Source organism: Methanosarcina sp. WH1 (assembly GCF_000970005.1).
Taxonomy (GTDB): Archaea; Halobacteriota; Methanosarcinia; order Methanosarcinales; family Methanosarcinaceae; genus Methanosarcina.
The window spans coordinates 1,515,528-1,540,362 of sequence record NZ_CP009504.1 but is presented as its reverse complement, the minus strand read 5'-3'; the positions used below and the strand labels follow the sequence as shown (position 1 = coordinate 1,540,362).

General features: G+C 41.2%; 20 protein-coding genes and 2 pseudogenes. 11 read left to right on the top strand and 11 right to left on the bottom strand.

Annotated features, from left to right (window positions below; all coding sequences use genetic code 11):
• Positions 1–142: 142 nt before the first annotated feature.
• From ndk to rpl7ae, 4 genes are read right to left on the bottom strand one after another with little or no spacing between them, the layout of a single operon-like run.
• A complete protein-coding gene (gene ndk / locus MSWH1_RS06835; protein ID WP_048127228.1) occupies positions 143–592 on the bottom strand; it encodes a nucleoside-diphosphate kinase in 450 nt (149 codons plus the stop codon).
• Positions 593–628: 36 nt separating this feature from the next.
• Positions 629–817: a 50S ribosomal protein L24e gene (locus MSWH1_RS06830; RefSeq protein WP_048127226.1), complete on the bottom strand. Its 189-nt coding sequence runs from the start codon at positions 815–817 to the stop codon at positions 629–631.
• Between the two features lie 21 nt (positions 818–838).
• The gene (locus MSWH1_RS06825; protein WP_048065141.1) at positions 839–1,060 is read right to left on the bottom strand and encodes a 30S ribosomal protein S28e; all 222 of its coding nucleotides are present in this window, start codon (positions 1,058–1,060) and stop codon (positions 839–841) included.
• 24 nt (positions 1,061–1,084) lie between these two features.
• The gene (gene rpl7ae / locus MSWH1_RS06820; protein ID WP_048127224.1) at positions 1,085–1,447 is read right to left on the bottom strand and encodes a 50S ribosomal protein L7Ae; all 363 of its coding nucleotides are present in this window, start codon (positions 1,445–1,447) and stop codon (positions 1,085–1,087) included.
• A gap of 743 nt (positions 1,448–2,190) precedes the next feature.
• Here rpl7ae and MSWH1_RS06815 point away from each other — a divergent pair.
• A complete protein-coding gene (locus MSWH1_RS06815) occupies positions 2,191–2,850 on the top strand; it encodes a TatD family nuclease-associated radical SAM protein (RefSeq protein ID WP_048127222.1) in 660 nt (219 codons plus the stop codon).
• Positions 2,851–3,107: 257 nt separating this feature from the next.
• Here the strand turns inward: MSWH1_RS06815 and MSWH1_RS06805 are convergent, their stop codons facing one another.
• A complete protein-coding gene (locus MSWH1_RS06805; protein WP_048127218.1) occupies positions 3,108–4,715 on the bottom strand; it encodes a BatD family protein in 1,608 nt (535 codons plus the stop codon).
• A gap of 468 nt (positions 4,716–5,183) precedes the next feature.
• On the opposite strand from MSWH1_RS06805, the gene MSWH1_RS06800 reads away from it, so the two are divergent.
• Positions 5,184–5,513 (top strand): hypothetical protein, encoded by a 330-nt coding sequence (locus MSWH1_RS06800; RefSeq protein WP_048127216.1) that lies wholly within the window; start codon positions 5,184–5,186, stop codon positions 5,511–5,513.
• A 765-nt stretch (positions 5,514–6,278) separates the two neighbouring features.
• On the opposite strand, the gene MSWH1_RS06785 is transcribed toward MSWH1_RS06800, so the two are convergent.
• On the bottom strand, positions 6,279–7,067 hold the full coding sequence (locus MSWH1_RS06785; protein ID WP_048127207.1) for a winged helix-turn-helix domain-containing protein: 789 nt from the start codon (positions 7,065–7,067) through the stop codon (positions 6,279–6,281).
• Between the two features lie 748 nt (positions 7,068–7,815).
• Here MSWH1_RS06785 and MSWH1_RS06780 point away from each other — a divergent pair.
• From MSWH1_RS06780 to MSWH1_RS06760, 6 genes are all read left to right on the top strand, one after another.
• Positions 7,816–10,878 carry a HEAT repeat domain-containing protein gene (locus MSWH1_RS06780; RefSeq protein WP_048127205.1) on the top strand — a complete coding sequence of 1,021 codons (3,063 nt, stop codon included), beginning with the start codon at positions 7,816–7,818 and terminating at the stop codon, positions 10,876–10,878.
• 75 nt (positions 10,879–10,953) lie between these two features.
• Positions 10,954–11,277 carry a hypothetical protein gene (locus MSWH1_RS06775; RefSeq protein ID WP_048127203.1) on the top strand — a complete coding sequence of 108 codons (324 nt, stop codon included), beginning with the start codon at positions 10,954–10,956 and terminating at the stop codon, positions 11,275–11,277.
• A 433-nt stretch (positions 11,278–11,710) separates the two neighbouring features.
• A complete protein-coding gene (locus tag MSWH1_RS19590; RefSeq protein ID WP_197074638.1) occupies positions 11,711–11,854 on the top strand; it encodes a hypothetical protein in 144 nt (47 codons plus the stop codon).
• A gap of 90 nt (positions 11,855–11,944) precedes the next feature.
• Positions 11,945–13,153 carry an AI-2E family transporter gene (locus tag MSWH1_RS06770; protein ID WP_048127201.1) on the top strand — a complete coding sequence of 403 codons (1,209 nt, stop codon included), beginning with the start codon at positions 11,945–11,947 and terminating at the stop codon, positions 13,151–13,153.
• 226 nt (positions 13,154–13,379) lie between these two features.
• Entirely contained in the window at positions 13,380–13,577 is a 198-nt protein-coding gene (locus tag MSWH1_RS06765; RefSeq protein WP_048127199.1) for a CxxC-x17-CxxC domain-containing protein, read from the top strand.
• A 1,023-nt stretch (positions 13,578–14,600) separates the two neighbouring features.
• Positions 14,601–14,870, top strand: a complete 270-nt coding sequence (locus MSWH1_RS06760; protein WP_156148095.1) for a hypothetical protein — start codon at positions 14,601–14,603, stop codon at positions 14,868–14,870.
• 826 nt (positions 14,871–15,696) lie between these two features.
• Here MSWH1_RS06760 and MSWH1_RS06755 read toward each other — a convergent pair.
• The 5 genes from MSWH1_RS06755 to MSWH1_RS06735 are packed head-to-tail and all read right to left on the bottom strand — an operon-like array spanning position 15,697 to position 22,863.
• Positions 15,697–18,276, bottom strand: a complete 2,580-nt coding sequence (locus MSWH1_RS06755) for a vWA domain-containing protein (protein ID WP_048127194.1) — start codon at positions 18,274–18,276, stop codon at positions 15,697–15,699.
• Positions 18,273–20,159 (bottom strand): VWA domain-containing protein, encoded by a 1,887-nt coding sequence (locus MSWH1_RS06750; RefSeq protein ID WP_048127193.1) that lies wholly within the window; start codon positions 20,157–20,159, stop codon positions 18,273–18,275. Before MSWH1_RS06750 ends, MSWH1_RS06755 begins: the two co-directional genes overlap by 4 nt.
• An 8-nt stretch (positions 20,160–20,167) precedes the next feature.
• Positions 20,168–21,049: a DUF58 domain-containing protein gene (locus MSWH1_RS06745; protein WP_048127192.1), complete on the bottom strand. Its 882-nt coding sequence runs from the start codon at positions 21,047–21,049 to the stop codon at positions 20,168–20,170.
• Positions 21,050–21,088: 39 nt separating this feature from the next.
• The gene (locus MSWH1_RS06740; protein ID WP_048127190.1) at positions 21,089–22,090 is read right to left on the bottom strand and encodes a MoxR family ATPase; all 1,002 of its coding nucleotides are present in this window, start codon (positions 22,088–22,090) and stop codon (positions 21,089–21,091) included.
• A 17-nt stretch (positions 22,091–22,107) separates the two neighbouring features.
• Positions 22,108–22,863, bottom strand: a complete 756-nt coding sequence (locus tag MSWH1_RS06735; protein WP_231585629.1) for a hypothetical protein — start codon at positions 22,861–22,863, stop codon at positions 22,108–22,110.
• 291 nt (positions 22,864–23,154) lie between these two features.
• Here MSWH1_RS06735 and MSWH1_RS18915 point away from each other — a divergent pair.
• The 3 genes and pseudogenes from MSWH1_RS18915 to MSWH1_RS06725 all read left to right on the top strand — a co-directional run.
• Positions 23,155–23,463, top strand: a pseudogene (locus MSWH1_RS18915) (DUF6444 domain-containing protein); the annotation flags it as partial.
• 34 nt (positions 23,464–23,497) lie between these two features.
• Positions 23,498–23,590: pseudogene (locus MSWH1_RS20760) on the top strand (transposase); the annotation flags it as partial.
• 112 nt (positions 23,591–23,702) lie between these two features.
• The gene (locus MSWH1_RS06725) at positions 23,703–23,933 is read left to right on the top strand and encodes a hypothetical protein (protein ID WP_048127183.1); all 231 of its coding nucleotides are present in this window, start codon (positions 23,703–23,705) and stop codon (positions 23,931–23,933) included.
• The last annotated feature ends 902 nt before the right edge of the window (positions 23,934–24,835 follow it).

The window sequence follows — 24,835 nt, the reverse complement described above, 5'->3', positions numbered from 1 at the left end:
CATTCCCGCGTCTTATTTGCTGCAGGTCCAGAAGGGTCCGGGTTTCCCCGGAAGGACCCATTTTGCAGGTACCGGATAAACAAAGGCTTGAAATCGTGCCCAATAAAATTCAAGGACACGAAAAGGCTTTGATGCACCTGCATTACTCGTACAGACAGACCTCATCGACTCTGGAATACTTCCCGATTTCGGAGTCCTTGAAGTGAATTGCAATTTCTCTTGCCGCAGCTTCGGGTGAATCGGAGGCATGAACCACGTTCCTGCCTACATCCAGAGCAAAGTCCCCACGGATAGTTCCTGGAGCCGCATCAACAGGGTTTGTAGCCCCGTTTATTGCTCTCATTACCTTAACTGCATCCTTTCCGGCAACTACCATTGAGACTGAGGGACCGGAGGTAATAAACTCGATAAGAGAGGGGAAAAAAGGCCTTGCCGCGTGTTCGCCGTAGTGCTCTTTTGCAGTGGCTTCGGCAATGACATTCATTCTGAGAGCAACAAGCTTTAAGCCTCTCTTTTCGATTCTGGAAATAACCTCTCCAACCAGACCGCGCTGGACTCCATCAGGTTTCACCATAACGTATGTCTGTTCCATATACACACCTTACTATATTTGAACTAATAACGGCATTTATGCTTTTTTCAACTGGATTTTGCCTTTCTCAGTCCACTCGGTGCGGCGCGGAAGCCTGCCAAGGACGAAGTTGCTCATGCACTTGGAAGAGCATATGAAATATGTGGAGCCGTCTTTTTTGATGTAGAGCTTACCGGTACCAGGCTCCAGCATCTGTCCGCAAAAATAACATTTCCTCTGTTCCATTTATTTTCACCGTGTATCTTTTTACCTGGTAGTAAGTTTCTTTGCTTCTCTTGACGTTTCCAGAAGCATCAGAATATCACCGATGCGGACAGGGCCCACACAGTTCCTTGTGATTACACGACCCTTGTCTCTACCTTCCAGAACCCTGCACTGGATCTGACTGGCTTCACCATGCATACCTGTGTTCCCGATAACGTCAATAACTTCGGCAGCAAAGCCGCCTATTGTGCTTTCTTCAGCCATAATCAGCACCCCATGTTATCAGGATTATTTAAGAGCTTCAAGTTTCTGAGCAATGTCCTGGACCATTTCAGCTGCTTTGCCTGCATCCACAATTGCCACGGTTGCACAGGAGACACCAAGTCCACTGGCTGCACCAAGTTCTTTCTGGTTCTGGATAAAGATGTAGGGAGCGTTCTTCTCCTCGGAAAGAGGGGCAATATGAGCGATAATCTCTGCAGGTTCAATATCTTCGGCAATCAGGACAAGCTTTGCATTGCCTCTTTCGATTGCTTTGGTAGCTTCATTTGTACCCTTTTTAATCTTTCCAGTGTCTCTGGCAAGTTCCAGAGCTTCAAGTGCTTTATTTGTGAGTTCTTCAGGAACATCGAATTTAGCGAATCGTGCCATTTAAGTTTCTCCTTCGAAATTGCGAATATCGCAATTTTTCATCAATCATAGGTTTTTAACACATATCTGTCAACATTGAAAATTCAAATTCCCAAAAAAGAACCTGAGATACTTCAATGCGGAGAGTAAATGAGTTGAAACATAGATACTGCTAGCTAAATGCTGCAGAATGAACCTTAAAAGTACATACTCACCTATAAACCTTCTGCTTGAAAAAAAAGGACAATAACCATTGAACTGAAACAACCCTGAGGGAAAAAAGCCTGGAAAATTGAAGAGTATCATAGAGGAATAAACAGTTTTGTGGAGTAGAACGCTGTCAGGCAAGAAGAAACGTTATGCAAAGAGCGCACATCATGCTGGCAATAAGAATTTCTAAGATTTGAAATGCAAAGAATAAAAACAGGGATTACATGGTTTGAAATAAAGTTGAGCATTACAAGAAATGCTGTTAATAAATTTATAAGAAAGCCAATTTACACCTTAGTGTCGCATCAGCAGTAAAATGTCGCATATGACCGAGTACAGCTATTCATAATCCTTTCATTCTTGAGGATTGACGAGATACTTAGGATAAAAATTGAGAAAAATTAAGAAGTTGCCTGCAAAGCAGGCAAACACGTAAATCCTAAGGAAACGAGTAACAGATCGGGTCAGAGATAGAATAAAAGGCAGAATAAAAGTAGGGTAAAAGTTAGAATAAAAAGCAGAGTAAAAGATGAGTAAAAAAGAATAAATGCATTATGGTTATAAGGAATGTAAGAATTTTGAGTCGTATGAACACAATTTACTATGAGGCCCATAATAATCTTTACCTTAACATTACGAACCACTGTAGTGCAGACTGCGTCTTCTGCATCCGCAACTTTGCAGACGGTGTTTATGGGTACGACCTGAGGCTTTCAAAAGAACCATCAACAAAAGAGATAATCGAAGCCCTTGAAGAGCTGGACCTTTCAAAGTACAGGGAAATCGTGTTCACAGGGCTTGGAGAGCCTACCCTCAGATTAGATGTTGTGCTGGCAGTTACTCGCTGGCTTAAAAATCAGGGATTAAGGGTAAGACTTGATACCAACGGGCATGCTGCATTGATTAATCCTGAACTGGACGTAGTTTCGGAATTGAAAAACGCAGGGATGGATTCTATTTCAGTCAGCCTGAACGCAGAATCCGAAGAAAAATATAACAAGCTCTGCAGACCGGTCCACAAAAACGCTTACAGATCCGTGCTCGATTTCGTAAAAGGAGCAAGAGAAGCCGGAATCGCTACCAGGGTTACAGTGGTTAAAATCCCTGAGATAGATGTGGAAAAATGCAGAAAGCTTTCAGAGGAACTTGGTTCGGAATTCCATATCAGGACACTGTCCGAGGCTGCAAGCAAAGAAATAGGGGACAAAAATTAAGTCCTGAAGAGAATCCGGGTTTTGGGGAAACTCCTCATTTCCGGAGTCATCCTCGTTTTCCAGATTTTCCCAGAGCATGTCTTAAAATTAAATTTGATTCTACAATAGTGACAGTAATTATCATTTGAACTGAAAAATGACTGTGAATACTGGAATTCAGCAGTCTGGTACAGTCTGGCAAGTAGAGTGGTTAGGGCGAAAAAGGATGTCCCCAAAAACCCAGGAGCACCAGAATAATGTTTAACTTTTTTAGTCATTCAGTTGCTTCTCTTTCTCAGAAGTCCTGTTCCCGCCAGAAACCCTGTTATAGTAAGTATGGAGCTGAATCCCGGAATATCTCCATAATATTCTTCCGTGTTCCCTGTACTCGTCTGACCCGAAGGTCCATTTTTCTCCTGGTTGGAACCGGTTGAACCTTCTGGTTGTGAGCTGCTTTCTTCAAGGGTTATTGGTATTTCTACATAAACAACAGGAGTTCCTGATTCGACCTCTCCTGAATATTTATCGAGATCGAGGAAACTTGCTTCGCAGGCAGGAATTTTGATCTCCCCTTCTTTATTCATCTGCAGGATGTAAGTGATGGTTTTTGAACCCCCGCCTTTTTCAAGAACCTGACTGAAACTCGTTTCTCCCCTTATTAATTTGGCCTCGGAGGGCACGACGTCGGTTACTGTTACACTTGCATCAACATTTCCAGTGTTCTTTGTAGTGACCTTTACAGTCAGTTCGTCTCCGGGGTTTAGCTGCTGTTTGTCAACGGTTTTCGTAATTTCAATGTAGGGCCCATAAATTGTTATCTTTTCTGAATTATCGGAAGTCACTTCTTCGCTTTCCCCGTTTGCAAGAGTGAAAGTAGCTACGGTTTTCGGGAGGGTAAATTCCCCGGGCTTTTCCGGAATGAGGGTGTACTTAAAAACATCCTCAGCTGTTTCTCCGGCTTTCAGAGAAAGTGTATTATCAAGCGTTGTGTCCTGCTGGAAATACATGTTGGAAACGATCGAATCTTTAAGGACAATATTGTTTATGTCGCAGAGCCCTCTATTCCGGACGGTGACTGAAACATATACAGGCTCCCCCATATGACGCTTTTTTGTAGCACTCTTTGAAACAATGAGGTCCCATTTTTTTTCTACGTTTATGGTTTTGGAACCTTCGTGCTCATATTTATTATTCTTAATATCCTCACAGGTAGTTTTTGCAGCTATCTTGAAATCTGTATCTTCCCAGGGAGTGGGCGTATTAAGTGTGAAAGTTATGGGCTCAACCGTCTCATCTTTAAGGACCTTTGTGTATGTGTATTTTGTTTTTCCACTAAGTACTTCCAGTCCGGCTGTATCAACAATCAGTTCAACGTTTTCAGCCTTTGCTTCCCCATTATTTTTAACTGTTATCGTTACATCGATTCTTTTATCCCCTATAGATTTGGAATCGTATGTATCTTTATCAGTTTCAACATCTATGTGAAAACTCGGCTTACCTCTTACAAAAATATCCAGTTTAGCAGATGGATTCCAATTTCCGGTCTTGAATTCCTTTCCATCTTTGGTGATCATTTCATAATTTAGGTCCACACTCTGGGCATAAACTTTGATCTCATCATCATACGCGAAATCCTTCCCTGCCGTAAGAGGAGCAGTCTTTAATAGTTCCCCATCCCTTGAAATCGAAACAAAAACCATCTGGTCTTTGTTAAAATCCTCCGCCTTTATATCATAGCCTTCTACGGTTTTTGTAGTTCCCCAATTAAGTGTTGCATCATTCAGTTTCTCCACCCACTCCACTTCATCTGCCGCAAAAGCGACCATTGAGAAGCCGGAAAAGATAAATACGGCAAGTAATACGATCAGTGCAATCCTTTTAGCCATGGTTACCTTCCTTGATTATTATGCTGTTTATAGCAGGTCCGGGCAACGGAAACGTACATTTTGCGCGTCTGTGAAACTTACGGCTTGGTCAATATTTTGAGTATGATACACTATTTATTTTCTATATGACATATAATAACAGCCGTATTATATTTATGCGCAGCATAGTCTTCATCCCTGCACATCTCCCAGAATAATTTATTAAAAACCAATTGATTAGACCCATATTTTCAAAAATATACTATAAATATGAATTTTAGAGACATATTTATCTCTTTAAAATATCCAAATAAGATACCTATGAAATATCTTCATATATTCTATTTTAATTTTTGCTAGTTATTTAGCAAATTTTGTTTGAAAGAGCTATATCCTTGAGAAGGGTTCTTTGTTTTGTAGAGAGGTTTTTTGTTGATGGTTTTTTACCTCTAAGGCAGGAAGTCCCCTTCCTCGGAGCATAAGCGACAGGTGGGGGATGAAAGCCATCAACTTCTACAAAACAACGGTAGCATAATTAATCATACATATAGTTATATTAAGATAGTAATAACTATATTCTCACTCTGGAAAAATGGTGACAAGTCTGCAAGACCTACAAAGTTCAGAAGTGGAAAATACTTTATGACTTTGGTTTACAATCAAAGTGGATTCAAAATCAATAGTGGGAAACTCAGTTTTTCTCATGAGGTAAATGAAATTCCATTATCGTTTGAGATTGGAAATACTTTTGATTTATTAACAATCAAGCAGATAGAAATCTACAATGATGATCCATACAAGGGTAGAATACAAGGGTAGAGGAAATTACTTTGTATCAATAACATATGAAGAAAATCCTATTTCACAGTGACAGCGAAAAAAGGAAACTTTTGGGGCTTTATTTGTTTGTGACCGCTCCCCTAACTCCTCAAGGCATTGGACTCGTCATCCTGGAACCAATTAGCATACCCCCAGCCTCAAATTGTCTAAAGCAACAGTACGAAGCAAAAACAAACTTGAAACTAAATTAGAAAGAGCGGAAAAAAGCTAAGAATAAAAGCTAAAAATAGTTATTGCCAGGACATTTTATCGAGTAACCTGATTAAGTTACTTGCCTCATCGTAGGATAATTCAGTCCAGCTCTTTTCATATTCATCGCAATACTGGCTAATTTTTTTATGTCTTTCCATATACCGAAGAGACTTTATTACAATATTTTTTTGCCTAAAAGTTATCGCGGAATCCATTAACTCCATAAAATACTCCTTTAAATCATGCCTTTATTTTTCAGTGTTCTGTACTACAATCAATAAAAAATCCAGAAATATTAAAAACGTTATACTTTTTGATTGCCATTTATATATATAGCTCACACTATATATACACACCTTATGAGAATATATTTATTAGACAGAAATGTCAAAAATATTGTATATAGTCCTGTATCTTTATATGAAATGCCCCTGGCATTATAATTATGTGATTCTGAAAACACAACCAGAAGCCACCTTGGAGGATTGAAACCCTTTCGTGCTCAGTAAAACCTCTATGAAAACCCAAATAACCTATCTGCCTTTTTTTTTCTCAAATTTCTTTCACTTCTCTGGACAGCTCTTCATAATAAGTATAGAGATCTTCTCCCCATCGGAGGGCTTCGGGGCTGAAGCATACAATATCGTTTACGTGGTCGTAGGCACCGCTGGTGTAGAAGAAGCCAAGGGAGAGGAAGCAGTTTGTTACTGTACCTGAAAGAAGCATTTCTTTATCATAAACATAGAGATGAGTGTTGTCAAGGGCAAGGAATTTTTCCACTTCAGGTCTGAATTCGGTCCTCATCCTTTCAAAAACAGGTTCAGTAACGGTCAGAGAGATATTGATGCCACTCTCTGCAAAACTCAGGAACATTTTTGGGTAGAGGGGGTGGATAAAGGGAGAGAGGCCTTTTACGAATTCGGATTTTGCGATGTTTTCCACAAATTCAGTGTGGGGAGAAAACATGCAGCTTTCGTCAAGGGGCCTGGCAAAAGTACTGCATTTCAGTTCACCTATCCTCTTTAAGAGACGGAGGGGAATGCCGTCGAGTTTGTGGCTGACCCAGAAATCATATTTGTCTTCAAGGGTCTCCATGGTATTAACAAGACTCTGCATATTGTCTGCTATTGTTTCTCCCAGAAGGGTTAGCTCATACTTTTTCCTTGTTCCGCACAGGAGGTCCCTGTCTTTAAGCAGTTTGATCTGAGGCTGAACCGAGGTTGGACTGGCATTGAGGGAATTTTTTAGTTCTTCAAGGCTTTTTGGGCCTTCCTTCAATAACAGAAGGATATTTTTTCTTTTCTCAGAAAATAAAACCAGGTCAAGATAAGAGTTTTCCATTTTCAGGCGCCCCCTTTTTCAAGAATTAATTACTGAATTTTAGCATCTTTTTTGGTCCTGTCTACATACTTTGAGTATAAATATGCAGAATACCTAAGAGCATGTCTTAAAATAAAATTTGATTCTACAATGGTGACAGTAATTATCATTTGAACTGAAAAACGGTGTCATTAAACTGTTAAATGTCTAAAGTGTAAATTATTACCATGATGTCTAATGTATTTGCTTTCATACATCGAGCGAGTAAGCCTGATGTAATAAATTTACAGTTTGAATTTAAAGTCATCAATGACCACTATCCAAATGTAGAAATGGTTTGAATTTTAAGACAGCCTCTATGTCATAATATAGAGGATATTTGGAATTGAATAAGAAGTTATATGTTTTGATCCAGATGTCCGGGGTATTTAAAGTTCTAAAAAATACTTCCTGATCTGTGGTTGCCGAACACTCTTATACATAAAAAGCAAAACTACACAGGCATCCACTCTTATACATAAAAAGCAAAACTACACAGGCATCCACTCTTATACATAAAAAGCAAAACTACACAGGCATCAGACCTGAAAAGCGTCAACCCGTGAATATATCCTCTGAGGCTTATTCAATTTGCTTTTCTTCCTCTTATCTCATCTTCAATACTTTATTCTTCCGGATAAAATCCTAAATCAATACTTATAAGAAACAAACCTGCTAAACTCAAATATAACAAACAGGAAGGGATTAGAGCAGCAGTTGGTGGAAATTTTTGAGTGATCAGCCCGGTATACATGACAAGACTTTCAGTCAGGATTCGGATGAGAGGAAAAAGGCCTCAAAACAGCTGGGAATCCTTTTTGAGGTTTTTCCTGAGCGAAAGCAGGCATTTGAAGACCTTTTAAGGCTTTGTTCTGACAAAGACAGCGAGGTCAGGGAAGAGGCTGTCAATGCCCTTCAGACGGTTTTTCCCAATGTGCCGGATAAGGAGCTTGCCTGGGAGAGGTTTGTGAACCTTACGGCTTATCCGTCAGAGAGGATAATGAAAAAAGCAGTAAATGCTCTAATTGCTGTTTTTCCTCTTATACCCGATAAAACCCGAGCATGGGAAGATCTTGCCGGGCTGGTAAACTCAAAATCAAGCATGGAAGATGTAAGCAGAGGGATTGTCCGCCGGCTCCCTGATGTACTCCGGGAACTTCCGAATCAGGAGCAGGCCTGGAAAGACCTGCTTGAGATGACTGTTTCGGAAGACTCTTATGTGCGGGAAAAGGCAGCTTCTCTTTTAAGCATGGTTTTTCCTGAAATGCCGGAAGGAAGGATAAATGACGCATGGGATGAATTACTGAAACTGACAGGTGAATCCACAGATTCAAAGGTAAGGGAACTGGCTGCAAAATCTACTGGCAAGGTTTTTCTGTATCTGCCTGAGGAAAAGAAAGATGAAGCCTGGGAAGAGGTACTGGAACTGGCAGGAAAAACCACAGATCATGCCGTGCAAAAGGAAATTTTGCTTGCTCTACCTTCGGTCTTTTCTTCGGTGCCGGATAAAAAAGTGGCATGGAGGGATCTTTTCAGGCTTACCGACGATGAGAACGGAGCTATGCGAAAGCAGGCAGTAGATACCCTTGTTTCTGTATTTCCTGCAATGCCAGACAGCATAAGAGTCTGGGCTGATTTCCTGAGGCTTACCGGGGCAAGGGACGGGTACGTAAGGGACTCGGCTACAGATGCGCTTTCAGCTGTGTTTCCGGGCCTGGAGGACAAAGACTCCGTCTGGGAAGAACTTCTCGAACTCACAGGGCATGAAGACGAATATGTCCGGAGGGTCGCAGCTGATACCCTCAGTAAAGTTTTTCCATATGTGTCCAACAAAAATCAGGCATATTTGGATCTTATACAGATGGCTGAAAAGAAGGATAGTTATGTACTCAGAAGAGTTATCAAGACTCTTGCTTCCGTCTGCTCCCAATTCCGTAATGGGTATGAGATAAATGGGATGGAAGAAGGGGGAAATAAAGAAGGAGAAATTAAAGAAAAAGAGGAATGGGAGAATAAAGGTGAAAATGGTGGAAAAAAGGCAGGAGAGTTGGAAGGAAAGGAGAAAAGTAAATCTGCTGATTTTTATGAGCTGGCATCAGAAAAAGCTGCTTTTGTACGAAGGGATGCAGCCCATTCTTTAGGAGCTGTCTTTCCTGGAAAAAGGGAGGAAAGGGGAGCAGAGGATGAAAGAGGGGTGAGAGAAAGGGGTGAGATGGAAAGAAAACAGCCCGGGGAAATAGATAATAGAAAACCTGCTTTTGACCTCCTGAAGCTGACTGGGGACAGGGACAGCTATGTACGAAAAGATGCAGCTGAGTCCTTTGCCAGGGCATACCCTCACCTTCAGGACAAAAAAGAAGTGATTGGAGAACTGTTAAACCTGATCCAGGACCCGGACCCGCAAATGCGCAGAGGGGCAATCGAGTCTTTACTGGCTCTTTATTCTCGAAAGACAGGTAGGATGCAGGATATCTGGGGGGAACTTCTTAAAATGTCAGGGGATGGAGACACAGGCGTTAGAAAGGGTGCTACAGGGCTGCTTTCTCACGTCTTTCCGACGGTTGAAGAAAAATCCGGAGTTTTTTTTGACCTTGTCAAACTCACTGAAGGTCAGGACGCCCTGCTCCGGAAAAGAGCCGCAGAACTTCTCCCCGTTGCATTTACGTATGCTGATAATAAACAGAGGGCATGGAACGATCTGTTGAGGCTTACCTCCGTTGAGGATCGGGAAGTACGGAAAGGGGCAGTACTTGCCCTTGCTTCCGGATTTGCAGATGTTCCGGACAAAAAGAGAGCCTGGAGCGACCTTATAAGACTTTCAACTCATAGCGACAGTTTTGTGCAACGGACTGCAACCCGAGCACTTGGGCCTGCCTTTTTCCACGTGCCTGATAAAACCCGGGCATGGAGAGACCTGCAGGTTCTTATCGATGACCCCCATGTCTATGTGCGCAGATACGCCCTCCGCTCTATTGGAAGAGCTTCCCTCTGGAGGGCGCTAAGTGCAGAAAACGAGGCAGCTTATCTTTTCGGGTTCAAGGAAGCTGTCAAATACTTTAAAGAAGCAGCTGAAACTCTTGTTGAAACATCCATTCCTGAGTTCTACTCTCCATTTTACGAGACTCTCCTGCAAATACTATTCAGCGACAGTCCGGGGAGAGCTGCCAGGCTCGGAAGTGAGAGGTATCTCTCAAAGGTAGCCCATGAGATCAGGGATCTGAAAGAAAATCAGAGGCTTTTAGAAATTCTGGAAGGGCTCACAGAGCTTCTTCGAGCAGCAGGAAATCTGACTCCCGGAGACCTGCCTGCCCAGAAAAAACTGCTTGAGAACTGTGTTATGGCTTTTGACAGGGCTTCAGGAATTCTGGAGGCTATGGAAGAAGGCTTTATTCTTGCGCAAAAAACCCTGAAAAAAGAGTATCCGAAAATTGGAAAGGTAGTTCTGGAACAGAAGCTAAAAGAGGCACTTTCCGGAATCCGGTACCGAGCAAGGACTGCCTGCCTGAAGGCAAAGGGGACTCCCACGGAAAACATCATATGCACGGTAAGCCAGAAAGTCAGAAAATGGAGTTTCCAGAACCTTGATAAAGACCGAAAAGAACTGGATAGGCAACTTGATTCTCTGCTCAATTTCCTCAGAGCCCAGATTCCCAATGTTCCTGAAAACCTGTACATTTTTGAAAAACTTGAAGATATCAGGCAGGAACAGGACATACTGGAGCGCTACAGGCGTGTAGGCAGACTAATAGGCCTGATCCCGGGAGTCCGGATGCCAAAAGGTTCAGGCAAATGAAGGCCTTTTCCCTGGAATTTAAAAGAAAGATCTTTCCCCCCGGAATTTATATCCAATCCTGCAAATCCTGATATTATGTACGAAGCAGGCATTGAAGTAACAGATGAGGACTTTGAATTTGCAAAGCCTCCTCTTTCCAAAAAATTCATTCACCTCGTATTCGAAAAATATCAGCTTGACTACATCGCTTATTTCGGAGAAAATATGTTCTATGTCTCAGGGCAAAACTCCCAGCCTCTTACTCCCTTATATCCCAATACCGGATACCCTGAGGATATTGAACTGGTTTTGGATTTCATGGCGCGTGAGAGGATCCGCAGGATAAAATACGAGGAAGGAACCCTTTTTCGGTCTGCAGTCCCGAGACTGCGGGATTCGAGGAATAATAGCTGGAAGTGAATCAGCTGGAAGTGAATCTGAGAAAAAAATAGCTCAAAGTAAATGTGAAAAACATTGATCTTAAAAAAAGATTTAACCGGCTCTATTTAAGATTTTGATTTAATTCTTTAACTGTTAAATGTATAAAATGTAAATTTTAACCATGATGTCTAATGTATTTGCTTTCATATATCGAGCGAGTAAGCCTGATGTAACAAATTTACAGTCTGAATTTAAAGTCAACAATGACCACTATCCAAATGTAGAAATGGTTTGAATTTTAAGACAGCCTCTAAGAGATTTATTTGATACAGAAACCCAATTGTTTTTTTATTTTTGTTCTGGTTATTTATAGTTTCATTGCAATAATTTACATCACAAAGTTTCTCTTAATCGTTAGGAGGGATATTAAATTATACATCTATGGGAGTATGATTCTCGCAGGATTCATGGTGTGCATATGCCACAAATGATGAGCGATCTTGAAAAAATCGGGGAAGAGGGCTGGGAACTGATCCTAATTAAGGACGATATTGATGACGAAGGAACAGTAACCGCAATTTTCAAACGGCAGAAGGCAGAGACCATATCTCTGTAACTAAATACTCTTTAAATACTCTTTAAATACTTTCTATTTTTTATTTATACTGTAGTAAGTTATTTATCTACTTCCTCAGTATTTTATTTTATGAAAACTTATGATCCTGTTAAGGCTACCTATGCAGTTATAATCACACTGGTTTCTTTATATGCCTTATATATAACATCAGCTTTTTTTTATGTTCTTGTTCTCAGTGCTCTTTTTGCTTACGTTATTCATCCTGTGTACTTATTTTGCCTCCGATTCGTAAAGCTCAAGCATGCTTGCGCCCTGATCCCGCTTGGTGCAATCTTTCTTCTCATATTATCCTCCGGTGTTATGGTAGTGAAGGCTTTAATGAATGAAATTTCTAAAATTTTAGAAATTCCCAATACCCTTAACGGGTTTGCAAACATGGATCTCAGACAGATAGTCGGGCTTTTTGAGCCTTTTATCCAGACCCACCCCGGGAAACTTACTGAAAGTATTGGTGCATACTTTAATTCCCTGGTAACGGATTATGTTCCCGAAATCCAGAATAATATATTCCAGATCTCAACTGGCCTCTCGATCCTGATTGTAGAGCTGATCATAATTGTTGTCCTGACATATTATCTTCTTGTAGAAAGCGAAACTATCGCAGCCGAACTCCCTAATCTCTTTCCGGACAGGAAAGTAGGGCTTGCATTTCTCGTGGAACTCAATTACATTTACCAGAGCCTCTTCATAGTCTACTTCCTGACCTGTCTCATAACCGGTATAATCGGGGGGGTCCTTTACTGGGTCCTTGGGGTACCATATCCTCTGATCTGGGGAATTATAACCTTCATAATGGCTCTCCTGCCGGTTGTCGGAGCAGGCACGGTCTACGGCCTCCTTGCCCTTTATTATGTCCTCATACAGGACTTTTTTACCGCAGGAGCCCTGTTTTTCCTGGGAATCATATTTCTGAGCCTTGTCCCTGACTTCGTCATAAGGCCACGGCTTGCCAGAAACCGGGCTTCAATCCACCCTGCAATTACTCTTATAACCTTTGCAGCCCCGGTCTTCGTTCTCGGGCCGATAGGGATCATTATAGGCCCTCTTACATACGGATTTTTGCTTGCAGCTTTCAGGACAAAGAAAATACTGGGGACTTCTTCTGTCCAGACCGGGAGTTTAGGTTCAGGCTCAATTGAAGATTCGGTCGAAAAAATGGTCAATAAATCAGTTGAGTTACCGGTTGAAAAATCAGTTGAAAGGCCAGTTGAGGCTTCAAATGATCATGTTTTCAGCCCGGAAATCAACCCATGGCATGATAGGAAAAAAGCGGTATAAATTTAACCTCTGGAAGAGATAAATTTTAATCTCTTTCAAAGAGATTTTAATCATTTTCAAGGTTTAGCAGATACATTTATATAATATATCAGGGTGGTAGGTGTATTAAAAATAAAGAGACGTATAATCTGTTATTAAAAACTCATTTTTGTTTTTAATCAAAGAGTTCTATACAATCTTATTTTTAAACTATTGACTATCCGCTATAAGCGGAGGTGAAACGAAAATGGCTTTTAATGACAGAAATTTCAGAGGGAATTCCGGAGGTTTCCGCGGTAACAGCGGCCCCAGGGAAATGCACAAAGCAATCTGTTCTGATTGCGGTGTTGAAACTGAAGTGCCTTTCAAACCTGACCCAGAAAGACCGGTCTACTGCAGGGACTGCCTTCCTAACCACAGGACTCCCAGAGAAAACCGCTATTAAGTGTTATCCGTGTAACTGAGTTTACATAAACACTTCACTAATAATTATTCAATTTCCTTTTTTATATGTCGTTTTTTTGTACTTCTTTTAGCTTAATTATCCTTACTTGATGTCAGCAGCCAGAATGGCGATTCAGGGTCGTTTGTGTCTCTTGGGCTTGTTGCCCTGGGCGGATTTATAATGGTTCAGGGTTCAACCCGGAAGTAGAGCACTGGAATTGAATCCGGAACTAAAAAATGTTATGGATTGCAAAAACTGGTGGTATCCTGTTGCCACTAAATTCTGGAAACAGGTTGGTTTTCAGATACCGTATCCTCCAATCCCTTATCCTGCATGATTTGCTGTCAACTTACAAAGGCTAAGGTTCTTAGAACCTATCTTCTTATTTCAGAAAAGCTTGTTTGGTGACATTATCAAAAAAGTCTGAATAATCGTTTTTTGAAGAAAAGATTGCGTTCCCACCTTAATCCAAGAAGTTCCGAATGTTATAAGAGATGCTTTTTCTTTTGGGAAGAGTTTTGAGGTACTTGACTCATAGGCTGTGAGTTTTTGTATTATCTCTTTACTTGTGGGGTAGTTTTTTCGGAGTGGATGTTGAAATAGGTCTTTTGGAATAGGTGTTTGCTAGTTTGGCTATTGATGAGAACGCAAATTATACTATGTACTCACTGTATATAATATTTCCAACAAATAATATTGTTTTAACCCAATACCCATTAGTTTATACATATAATGTTATACTACTGATGCAATGTATTGGGTCTGAAATAAATCGTATGCATCCCCCTTCTTACCCGAAAAGATCATTAGAAATATATTTATTTGATTTTTTAAAAAACAATATATAGTACTTAATCTGATTCTTCACTAAGACAGTATTGATTTTAAGTGATTTTTTTGTATTAATATCGTTCCGAAACCTGAGGAGGAAGAGCTATAAAAAAACTCAATATCGTTTTGATGCTGGTCGTTGGGATACTGATCACAGCAAATTCGGCTTATGCCATACCACAGGGGACTATAATGAAGGAAGGTGTACTTACGTATCCTGCAGGACCTTATCTCGCAGAAAACCCTCTTCTATTAATCCATGAAAGTTGCGGAGAGGATAGCATGACACAGGTGTCAGACGAATCTCTCAAACAAATCGATCTTGAGGAAGAATGCCTGTATTTTGATTACAGCAGCGAAAATATTATTCTCGGGAACCCGGGTGCTGAAATCATCTGGATCTGCCCTTCTAATTTTCATTCTATTTATTATGACTGCAATACGGAAATAATGCCAGCCTGATTTCGTTTTTCTTTGCTGTTCAATTTATCCCTCTTTCAACCGTGTGGCTTTGTCCACTCCATTCAATGTTATTTATCGCTAGCCTTCAAAACTTTTGTGTTAAACCAAGAGAGTTCAAATTACACTCACTTATTCTCAAAATCAGTTATCAATTTCAACAGGACCAAACTGGATGAGATTAAATGAATTTCTAAAAACGGTTTTTTCAGGCTTCTTGAAGAAAACAAAAAGTATGCACTCCAGAAACAGGTAAACAAAAATAGACAAAACAAAAAACGGTGTAGGAATAAGTTCAAAAAACGGTGTAGGAATAAGTTGTTTTTAAAAGAAGGTTGCGTTCCCATCTGAAAAGATCTGGAAGTTCCGAATGTTATAAGAGATTTTTTTGTTTGGGAAGAGGTTTGAGGTATTTGTGGGTTGAGAGTTTAATTTCATCTCTTTATTGTGGGGCAATTTTTGGAGTAGGTGTTTGCTAGTGTGGGGTGTTCAGAGGTGAGAACGCAAGATATACTATGCAGTTCTAATATATAATATTTTTAGCATGCAATGTTATATTATTGCCATATTCGTTGACCCATCACTACAAAATTAGTTAATCAGTATAATATTATATCATTGAACTAATGAAGTTGCATATTTTACATAATATCGTTGAACTAATACAGTTGCACATCTTACATAATGTTTCTACGTACACAGAATCTCTAGCTGTGGGTTAATTGCATCTCTTTGTTGTCCTTTCTAGCTGTATTACAGGGTTTATCATACTTCCTGGATTTGCAGGTTGTCTCCGGGCGTTATGAAATTTTACTTATTTCGGATACGGTCATTTCATGCGTGTATTATACGTGTGGTGCAGGGTATACAGCAGATATATCAGAAAAGCGAGAGCAAGGAAATATTTCGTATAGAATACTTTTGTCAGGATTTTCTTCTCTGTGCTGGTTGAAGCGTCCTCTATTATCCTTGAGTAGACATCTTCTGCAGTGTAGATTTTTCCTCCATTTTCAAGTATAGCTATCCTGAAAAGAGTATTTTCGCCGACGTATGTATATTCATCCGGGTGGTTTACGGCAGCAGGTCTCCAGGATACGTTCTTAGTCCCCGAAACTTCATACATTAACCCCTCGGTCAGGTTTGCTTCAACAGGGGTTTCGGAGATTTTGTGGAGCCCGAAGGTGTCGGCCGTAATGTATGATTCGTACATGTTATTTCCGATAGATGTGATTTCCATTGGTTTTTTGTCGAAATAGAGTTCAGGTGTACCTTCTTTTCCGGTCGTGATCAGGATTCTGCCAGGTTGGCTCATTTTTAGGTCAGGTACCTTTAGCTGGATCTCTTCGAACATTTCAATATCTGCAACTGCCCAGTTCAGGGTTCTTGTAATTATCAAACTGTCATTTCCCGAGTACAGGGACGCCGCCCAGGGAACTCCATTTCCGTTCCCATTGTCGGTTGTAATCGCAGCAACACGCCCGAGCCCAAGTCTCCATGTCGTTATTATCGGTTTCCCGAGCCTTGTTATAACCAGGCGGTTTGCTTCAGGCTTCGGGGTGACTTCATTGTACCCCAGAATATCGTGGTTTATGTCGGAAATGTTCCGGGTAATGAAATGCTTCGGGTCATAAACTACGATTGATCCACTCGAATATTCATCATCCCGGTCTTCGGACTCCTCAGGATTATCGGAGAAGCTTACGTCTATCCTCTTGCCGGGCTCTACCCTGTTGTAGTTTTCGGACAGGCCTATTTTGTTCATGAAAAGTTCGGCATAGTACTGCCCTTTGGAAGTGACCTGACGGGTGGTTTTTGGAGCGTGTATGTGGACAAAATGGACTCCTATGTCGCTGCCTTCGTGAAGGTTTTCCGCACACTGGACTGCCCGCTCAAATCTATTATCAGTATCACCCTCGTTTCCGATTCCACCATCAGATATGATTATAATTTCAGCTTCTGAGCTTTTGTTCTCCCCGTTAAGTATTGTGCGTGCGGTCATGAGGCCCCTTTCGAGGGACGTCGAGTCCCCCGTAGGTGTTATTTTGCGGATTTCAGCATCGAGCCAGAGCCTGTTTGACTCTTTTGACATATCTATAAACCCGTCTGTAATGTCCTGTCCCTTGCTTCCGAAGGTTATCACATCGACTCTTGCATCTTTAAGGAGGTCGCTTTCGAGAAGAACAATAGCGTTTGACAGTATATCGTCAAGTACCCTTCCTCCTAGCCCATTTTTCTCCAGAGTACTGGGTGAAACATCAAGCATCAGGACAATGTTTCTGCCTCCTCTCCAGTTCGAAGGCTCTGAGGTGACAGGGAGGAGTTCCTCAAAATCGGTTTTCCGGTACGTTTCTTCTGCAGGGTAATCAAAAGAAGAGTCTCCTCCAACAACTACCAGGCCTCCTCCGTTAGTGACGTAATTCCTGAGGGTCCTGGTTTCTGCATCCGAGATCGTTGATGCAGCCTGATTATCAATTATAACGGCATCCGTACCGTTAAGGGGGCCAAATGATTTGGCTACCCTGACATCATAGATCTTTTTCATCGTGTTTGCAAGAGGAGAATCAGGCTCATTTGTAACAAGTAAGACCTTAGGCTTGGGGGTTACATATATACTTTTCATGTACTGGTTATTGTTCTCGAAATAATCCAGGTTTTTAACGCTGATGCTTGCCGGGTGCAGGGTTGCCTTTACGGTGTGAGGTCCAAGCGTCTCAAAAGTGTGGTTGAACTCTATGCTTTCTATTCTCCCGGTCTGGGTGATTTCTCGCTCCATAACCTTTTGATGGTCGACGGTAATCCTTACCTGGTAGCTTATTTTTTCTTCAGTTGCCTTTCGAATATTAACTTTATAAAACGCCTCGTTATCAATTACAGCCTCATTATCTCCTTCAATCTCCACGCTGAGGTCCTCTTTTTCAGTCCGGGGGATAAGGGCTGCTACAGGAAAATTATTTTTGTAACAATAAGATAGTGCTTCCTCAACCGGGGTCCCTGAATTGCTCTGCCCGTCCGAGACCACAAGCACATAGTTTTCCGGGGAAGCCTGTTGAATGATAGAATCCCCAAGAGAGGTGTGTATCCCGGAAACTGTTGTGACTGTAACAGGAACTCTGGTCCCGAGTTTATCGGAAATTTCCCCGGAAACCCCTTTCTTCAGCAGTTCCATGCTGGCACTTTCATCGGAGATTATGGTTATTCTGGTCTGGCTGCTTTTTGGTGCGCTCATTTCTGCAGAATAGGGAGCTGCAAGAGCCAGGATAAGGAGGAAGACCACAAGGGCATGGAAAAACAGATGTTTTTGATCGACCTTTTTCCAGCACCCTAGAATCACAAGAAGTGCCAGAGGGACCAGGAGCAACAATTCGCTACTGTGTAAAAAATCAAAACCATAAGGGAGATTAAAGGTCATATGATCCTCCTCCTGAACATAATTGCATTTTCAATTATGAGGAGTAACAGTAAGGCGTAAATAAGGTATTTTCGGAGTTTATCAGGGGATTTTGTACTAAGTTCCAGCTTCTTGATTTCTCCGTTCTCGCCGGTCAGATTTAATCTTTTTTCCGTAAAGGTATTCGATTCCATGGAATCATACAGATTGGCAGCAACGATCTTCTGGTTCAGGCTGTACAGCCCGCATTCGTCATAATAGACAAAATTACTGTTAATGGTTTCTGTCGGAGTATTTATCAGGACATCTTGGTCGAATGCCTGGTACTGGCCCGTATTCACGTTTGTTTCACTAATGGCTCCGATCCCCCACGTGTACCTGAGCAGTTTTACCCAGAATACAGGGTATGTCGGGGTAGTAGCAAAATTGTTCCATGCATCTTTTCCAGTGATGTCACTGAACCCGACATAGGTCACTGTCCCGTTTTTTATGTTCTGCATGCTGACTAAAGGCCCTGTTCCCTTTACTTCTGCAAGGACCGAAGCTCCTTCTTTAGGGACAGTGACCAGGAACTTGCGCAGATATACCTCGCTGAACGAGATATCTTTAAAAATATTTTTACCACTACCCACGGCCTCGATGGTATGGCTGTCTTCGTCTTCTACTGAAATTATGTCTACCGGAAGGATAGAATAAAACCCGCGCATCTGTAAAGAATCGTACAGGCACTCATTTCCTATGACTATCAGGTCTTTTCCACTTTTTGCATAAGCCACGATTTCCAGGACATCGAGGGCCGGGAGAGATTTATGTTTGGAGTTTACAATTATGGTATCATATTCCGTAACATTATCAGGAAGGTCCTGCCGGACATCAAGGTGAATGTCGGGCAGCAGGGAGATCACTGTTATCAGGGGAGACTTACCAGCAGCCTCCTCCGGGTCTGTTAAGGCCAGAATTTTTTTGGGTTTGACTTCAGGAATTGAAATGTAAGCAATATTGTCGCAGGGTATTGCATCTTCATTGAGAATTTCCACAGTTGATGTTCCCTGAGGGATATTTGAAAATTGTATCTGCTGTGCACCGAAACTTGCAAGCTGTACCGAGCTACTTACCGTAGTGCTGGAAGAGGATTCGGCCTTACTCACCAGTTGAATGTCAAGATCTGCACTTCTGTTGTTGAAGTTTTTGACGATGCAGGTATATTCATACGTCCCGTCGTTTCTGTCTTTCAAATAACCGTCCACAATTGCATAATTAGCAGTTTTATTGCCTACCTGCCTGAACTCAAGCTCCGTATTTCTCGCGTTTGCAATCCTTATGTATGTTTCAGGTGCCCTTCCTGCCCAGTTTTCAAAATCGGATATGACTACTATTTTTCCATTCTCATTTTCTTTCTCGTTTATAACGGTCAAAATCGCTTTGGGGATATCACCTGGAGTGTTTCTCATCTCCAGGTTGTCAATCACTCCTTTTGCATCGTCTGCGTCCAGCGCTTTTGCAAGCACCACAGGAATACTTTCCGCGGTGATAATCGTATTTTCTTCGGCTAGGCTGTCTATTGCTATTGCCCTTGCTCCATCAGCCCTATCCGGGGCATTCATGCTTGCAGACGAGTCTATTATAATTACTACCTTTTCCGAATCTGCTTTTGCCTCTTCCAGGAGAGGGCCTGCAATTGCTGTCGATATAAGGATAAGAGCCAGCAGCTGTATGAAAAAAAGAGGGTCTGTTATTTTCTTACTGATGGTTCGCCTGGAATCAAGCACATTCTGGCTTATTCTTTGAACGAACATAAGGGAAGGCAGAATAACGTTTTTTGGGCGGGGCTTAAGCAGGTATATTATCGTAAGGGGAATTATACCTGCAAGTGCGGCCAAGCCCTGAGAAAATTCAAAGTCCATCGACAGGATCACCCTTCACCTATAATTTTAAGAACGGTATCAAAAGGCTGGTTTTTTATGTTGACGCGGAAGTAGGGGATTTTAAAATCGTAGGCGATTTTCTCCAGTCCAGCCATATGCTTTGCGTATTCGGCAGCATATTCTTTTTTAAAGTTCGGGCCCACCGTAAAACTAATTTCTTCGTTTGTCTCGCTGTCAATGAATTTTACTGCCCCATCCACAGTTTCAGGCAGGTCCATTTCGGTCTCATCGTAAATGTGTACAAGCACAAGCTCATGTCTGGACAGCCTGTTAACGGCATTGTGGACAGAATCGATACTGTCCAGGAAGTCTGAGACTATAAACACCATTGATTTTGTTTTTATTCTCGGGTATATGGAGTCGGCGCAATCTGCAAGTTTTGTGTTTCCGCGGACTGAAATCCGGGCCAAGGAGTCTATTGTCCGCAGGAAATCGTCCCTTCCTTTATGTGCCTTTGTGTGCTCCACGTCTTCTGCAAACGTTGAAATCGTATACACATCATTATGTTTCATTACGATGTAAGAAACTCCTGCGGCTATTGTTGATGCGTATTCGAACTTATTTGGAGTACTTTCAGGAAAGAGCATGCTGCTACTGGCGTCAAGCAGTATGACCATGTTGAGGTTTTTGTCTTCTTCGAACCTGCGGATATAGAGTTTATCCGTACGGGCATAGAGATTCCAGTCGATTTTTTTTAATGAATCACCCTGATTGTACTTTCTATGGTCTATAAGGTCAAGCCCTGCTCCTGTCCTGGTTGATTGGTGACTGCCCGTGTGAATTGCTGTAACTCTCCTGCTGAGAGGAATTGCATACCTGTCAAGCTGAGTCAGGAATGACGTATCGATTGTATGTTTTGCGCCAACCATATCTGATCATTGCCTCCAGCCTTTTTACCACAGGCCGGATCAGAGAATTGTTTTTCTTCCTTCCAGGATTTTTTCTATGATTTTATCGCTCGTGATGTTGCTCCTCGCAGCATCAAAAGATAGAATTATCCTGTGGCGGAGCACCGGAAGGGCCATGGAATCAATATCCTCTTTATCAACATACCCCCTGCCGTCGAGAAACGCGTTTGCCTTTGCGCAGAGGATCAGTGCAATTGAAGCCCTTGGGGATGCACCTGCTTCTATCATATCAGGCATATTCCGGGTCTGGTTTACAATATCGATTGCATACTTTTTGAGCTTGTTTGAGATAGGTATTCTGCGGTTTATCTGCTGCAGTTCGATAAACGTCTGTTTGTCCATGCATCTTCGTACCGCGGGTCTGAAAGCCTCTGCATAACGGTTTACAATCTCAAACTCTTCATCGGGGTCAGGGTAACCCAGGCGAATCTTCATTAAAAACCTGTCAAGCTGAGCTTCGGGAAGAGTATAGGTCCCTTCCATTTCGATCGGGTTCTGGGTCGCAAGGATAAAGAAAGGCCTGTCCAGGGTATATGTCGTATTTGCCACTGTTACCTGCATTTCCTGCATGGCTTCGAGCAGGGCTGACTGGGTCTTCGGGGAAGCTCGGTTAATTTCATCCGCAAGAACGATGTTTGCAAAAACAGGACCCTGCTTGAACCTGAAACATTTTGAGCCTCTCTCGTCTTCTTCGATAATGTCAGTTCCTGTGATATCTGCAGGCATAAGGTCAGGTGTACACTGTATTCTGCTAAACTTCATACTCATTATCTGGGAAATAGTGGAAATCGTAAGTGTCTTGCCGAGCCCAGGATTGCTTTCAACGAGGACATGCCCTTCACACAGCATGGCTATCAGGATCTGTCGGATCATTTCTTTCTGGCCGACGATAGCATTGCCAATTTCTTTAAGGATAATTTCGAAAATTTTGGGGGCTTTTTCATAGGTAGGTTTTAAGTTAAGTTCTGAATCTTCAAGCTGGATTTCCTGTAGCTCTCTCATATTGAAACTCCATTAATTCAGGATGAAAGTGTTTCAAAATATTGTTTAATCAAAGGCTCATATTCTTCTGGCAGGTTTTCCGAGTAGGTTTGACTCTGCCTAAATTCCTCTTTAAAGCTGTCTGTGTTCTCATAGAAGTTTTTTTCAGTACCCGCATCTATCTGGTTTGTGAATCCAAGTCCCAGGCTCGGGTTGATTTTCATCTCAACCTTATCTCCATTTTTTATGATAATAGCCTCTATATTATACCTGGAATCCGGGGCAACTGCCTCATTTTCCTCGTAAGCCGCTCTGACATTCAGGTTATATATATTGTCCCGGAGATCATCTATTAGCTGACTGGGAGAAATATCAAAGCTGAAGTCCTCATGTATGCAGAAGGTAACAGCTCCTGTAGCCAGCAGAAATATTAAGAAAGACCTGAAAATCCGGTTTTTCGGAACTATTTTTTTTATTTTGATGCCTGTAAGTTGACTGTGCACATCCTCAAGCAGTTTCTTTGTAACTACGTTGATGTTCTGACTGTTATCATATGCCGTACTCAGTCTTGTCCTCAGTTCCGGAAAGCTGGTTTCAAGGAGATTTATTAGGTTAAATTTACTTCCTCTGTTAAAGAACCTGTAAATTAAACCGGCAAGGAGAGTCAACGCCAGTGCTCCCATAGCCATTAACCCGAGGTTAAACCAGTAAGTGCCCAGGTATGTCTGGGACTTGCTCAGTTTATCCACTCCGGGAATATAATAAGCTAGTTCATACAGGTTAAATAGAATCATTAATAAAAACAAAAAGGCAAATTTTCCGGCTGTTTGTAAAAACCCGAGGGTGCGATAGGACCACATCAGATATTTTTTATATTTTTCCAGAAGAGGCACTACAAGCATATAATCTCAAACCACAGTTGTAATTTAAAGTAATTATATTGTAAATGTTACTTATAAAACTTTTCTAATATTTAATATTAGTTTTTGCAAATTATTCGTAACTATCCAGATAGTCTTATTAGAGCTCCACAATTTTTCCTTTTTCCAAGGAAAAATTGGATCTAAGATAAATCAATTCTCTCCTTGATGAAACGTGAAGAGATTCTTGCTTTATGTGCTTCAAACCCTGAAGTTATTGCTTATATTGAGAATCTTGAATCCCAAAATAAAAAACTCACTGAAAGATTAATAACCTTATAGACTCGTTTAAATCAAAACAGCCAAAATAACAGTAAACCTCCTTCTACTGATGTTTTTTGCGATGAAAAACCTAAACCTAAGGATCTCCGCAAGAGCAGCGGCAAAAAAGTTGGTGGCCAAAAAGGTCATCCTGAAAAGACTCTTGAAATGATTGAAAACCCTGATTATGTCGTAGTCCATTCACAGGACTGCTATCTTAAACGGGAACTTACTGGAATTGAAGAGAAATAACAATCAAGCAGAGAGAGACATCAAAATGATGAATCTACAACAGAAAATTACGGGAACTTTCCAAAGCATAGAAGGAGCAGTAGCTTTCAAACCTCAAAGAGGGAAATAATATTGAAAATACGACTCTATCTCCCTAACAAACTATAAACTAACCTGTGGTTTTTCAGGTTAACTCGCTGTACAATGGATCATTTTTACTGATGTATAACGAAACTCCTTTTTCCTCAGCCTCTTTCGAAAAAAGCATTGAAGCATTAAAAGTTGCCAAACGCTTCAATTACTCAACGGTGTTTGGCACATCGCCTTATTCTGAAGACATTTTTGACTTAAATAATGAAGAAGCTCCATTATTTTGCAGGTGGTTAAACAGAAACGTATTTGAATTCTTCAATAAGGCAGATTCGGAGAACGTGATGAAACCTTCTCCTTGAAACCTCTCCTTACACCCCCAATAGAATAAGCTGGACCAAAATGGAGGGAAACTGATTAACACACCCCAGATTGAAAAAATAGCATTTCTCAGGAATGGTATCTATGAGCACTATTCCAGAAATTATCAAGATTTTCCACAGATGAATTTAACTAACCACACATTCGTTAGAACTTCATTTGAACGTACTTATGGAACTTCTATGAATGTTTGCGTTTCGATAAATAACCAGAATATATACTGGACAATGATCTGAATGTAATTCTGGTAAGATATAGTGACGGAGGTTACCATTTCGTTTAATTCGTGCCACTCCGCAAACTATCCCCTTATCTCCCTCTTTATTATAGTGGGCCATATATAAAATAGATCTAAAACAGCTTCAAGAGGCTGAAAATGAACAAAAATACGTTATGTCGTTCATTTTAAATTAATGAAGACTTCTTAAGGAGGGCATTTCTACAAAGCCTATTGAAATTAAACGGGGACTATAGGGATTGTGAATGTAAATATTTATTCTGACAATCTGCATTATTTTTTATGGGTACGTTGAAGAAAATAATGGCACCTGATAAAATAAGTAAGCATATCAGTGACCAGTATTCTGTTCACTTTATCTCAAAAAAATATCATGATGTTGCTTGTCAAACATCAGGAATGAAAAGCTGAGAAAAGCAGTAAAAGAAGAGAAAACGGCATCTGTACACTTTAGCGTTGATTAAAAGAGTTAGTAAGGGGTTCACAAGGTTTGACACGCAACAATGAAGTTTATTACAGGATAAGGTTTCAATCTGTCCTGAATTTGCTCCATCTCGCAGTTTACGCTTCAATGAAGTTTGTTACGGGATCGGTTTTCAAGCCGTCCTGAATTTGCTCCATCTGGAAACTTACGCGTCAACGAAG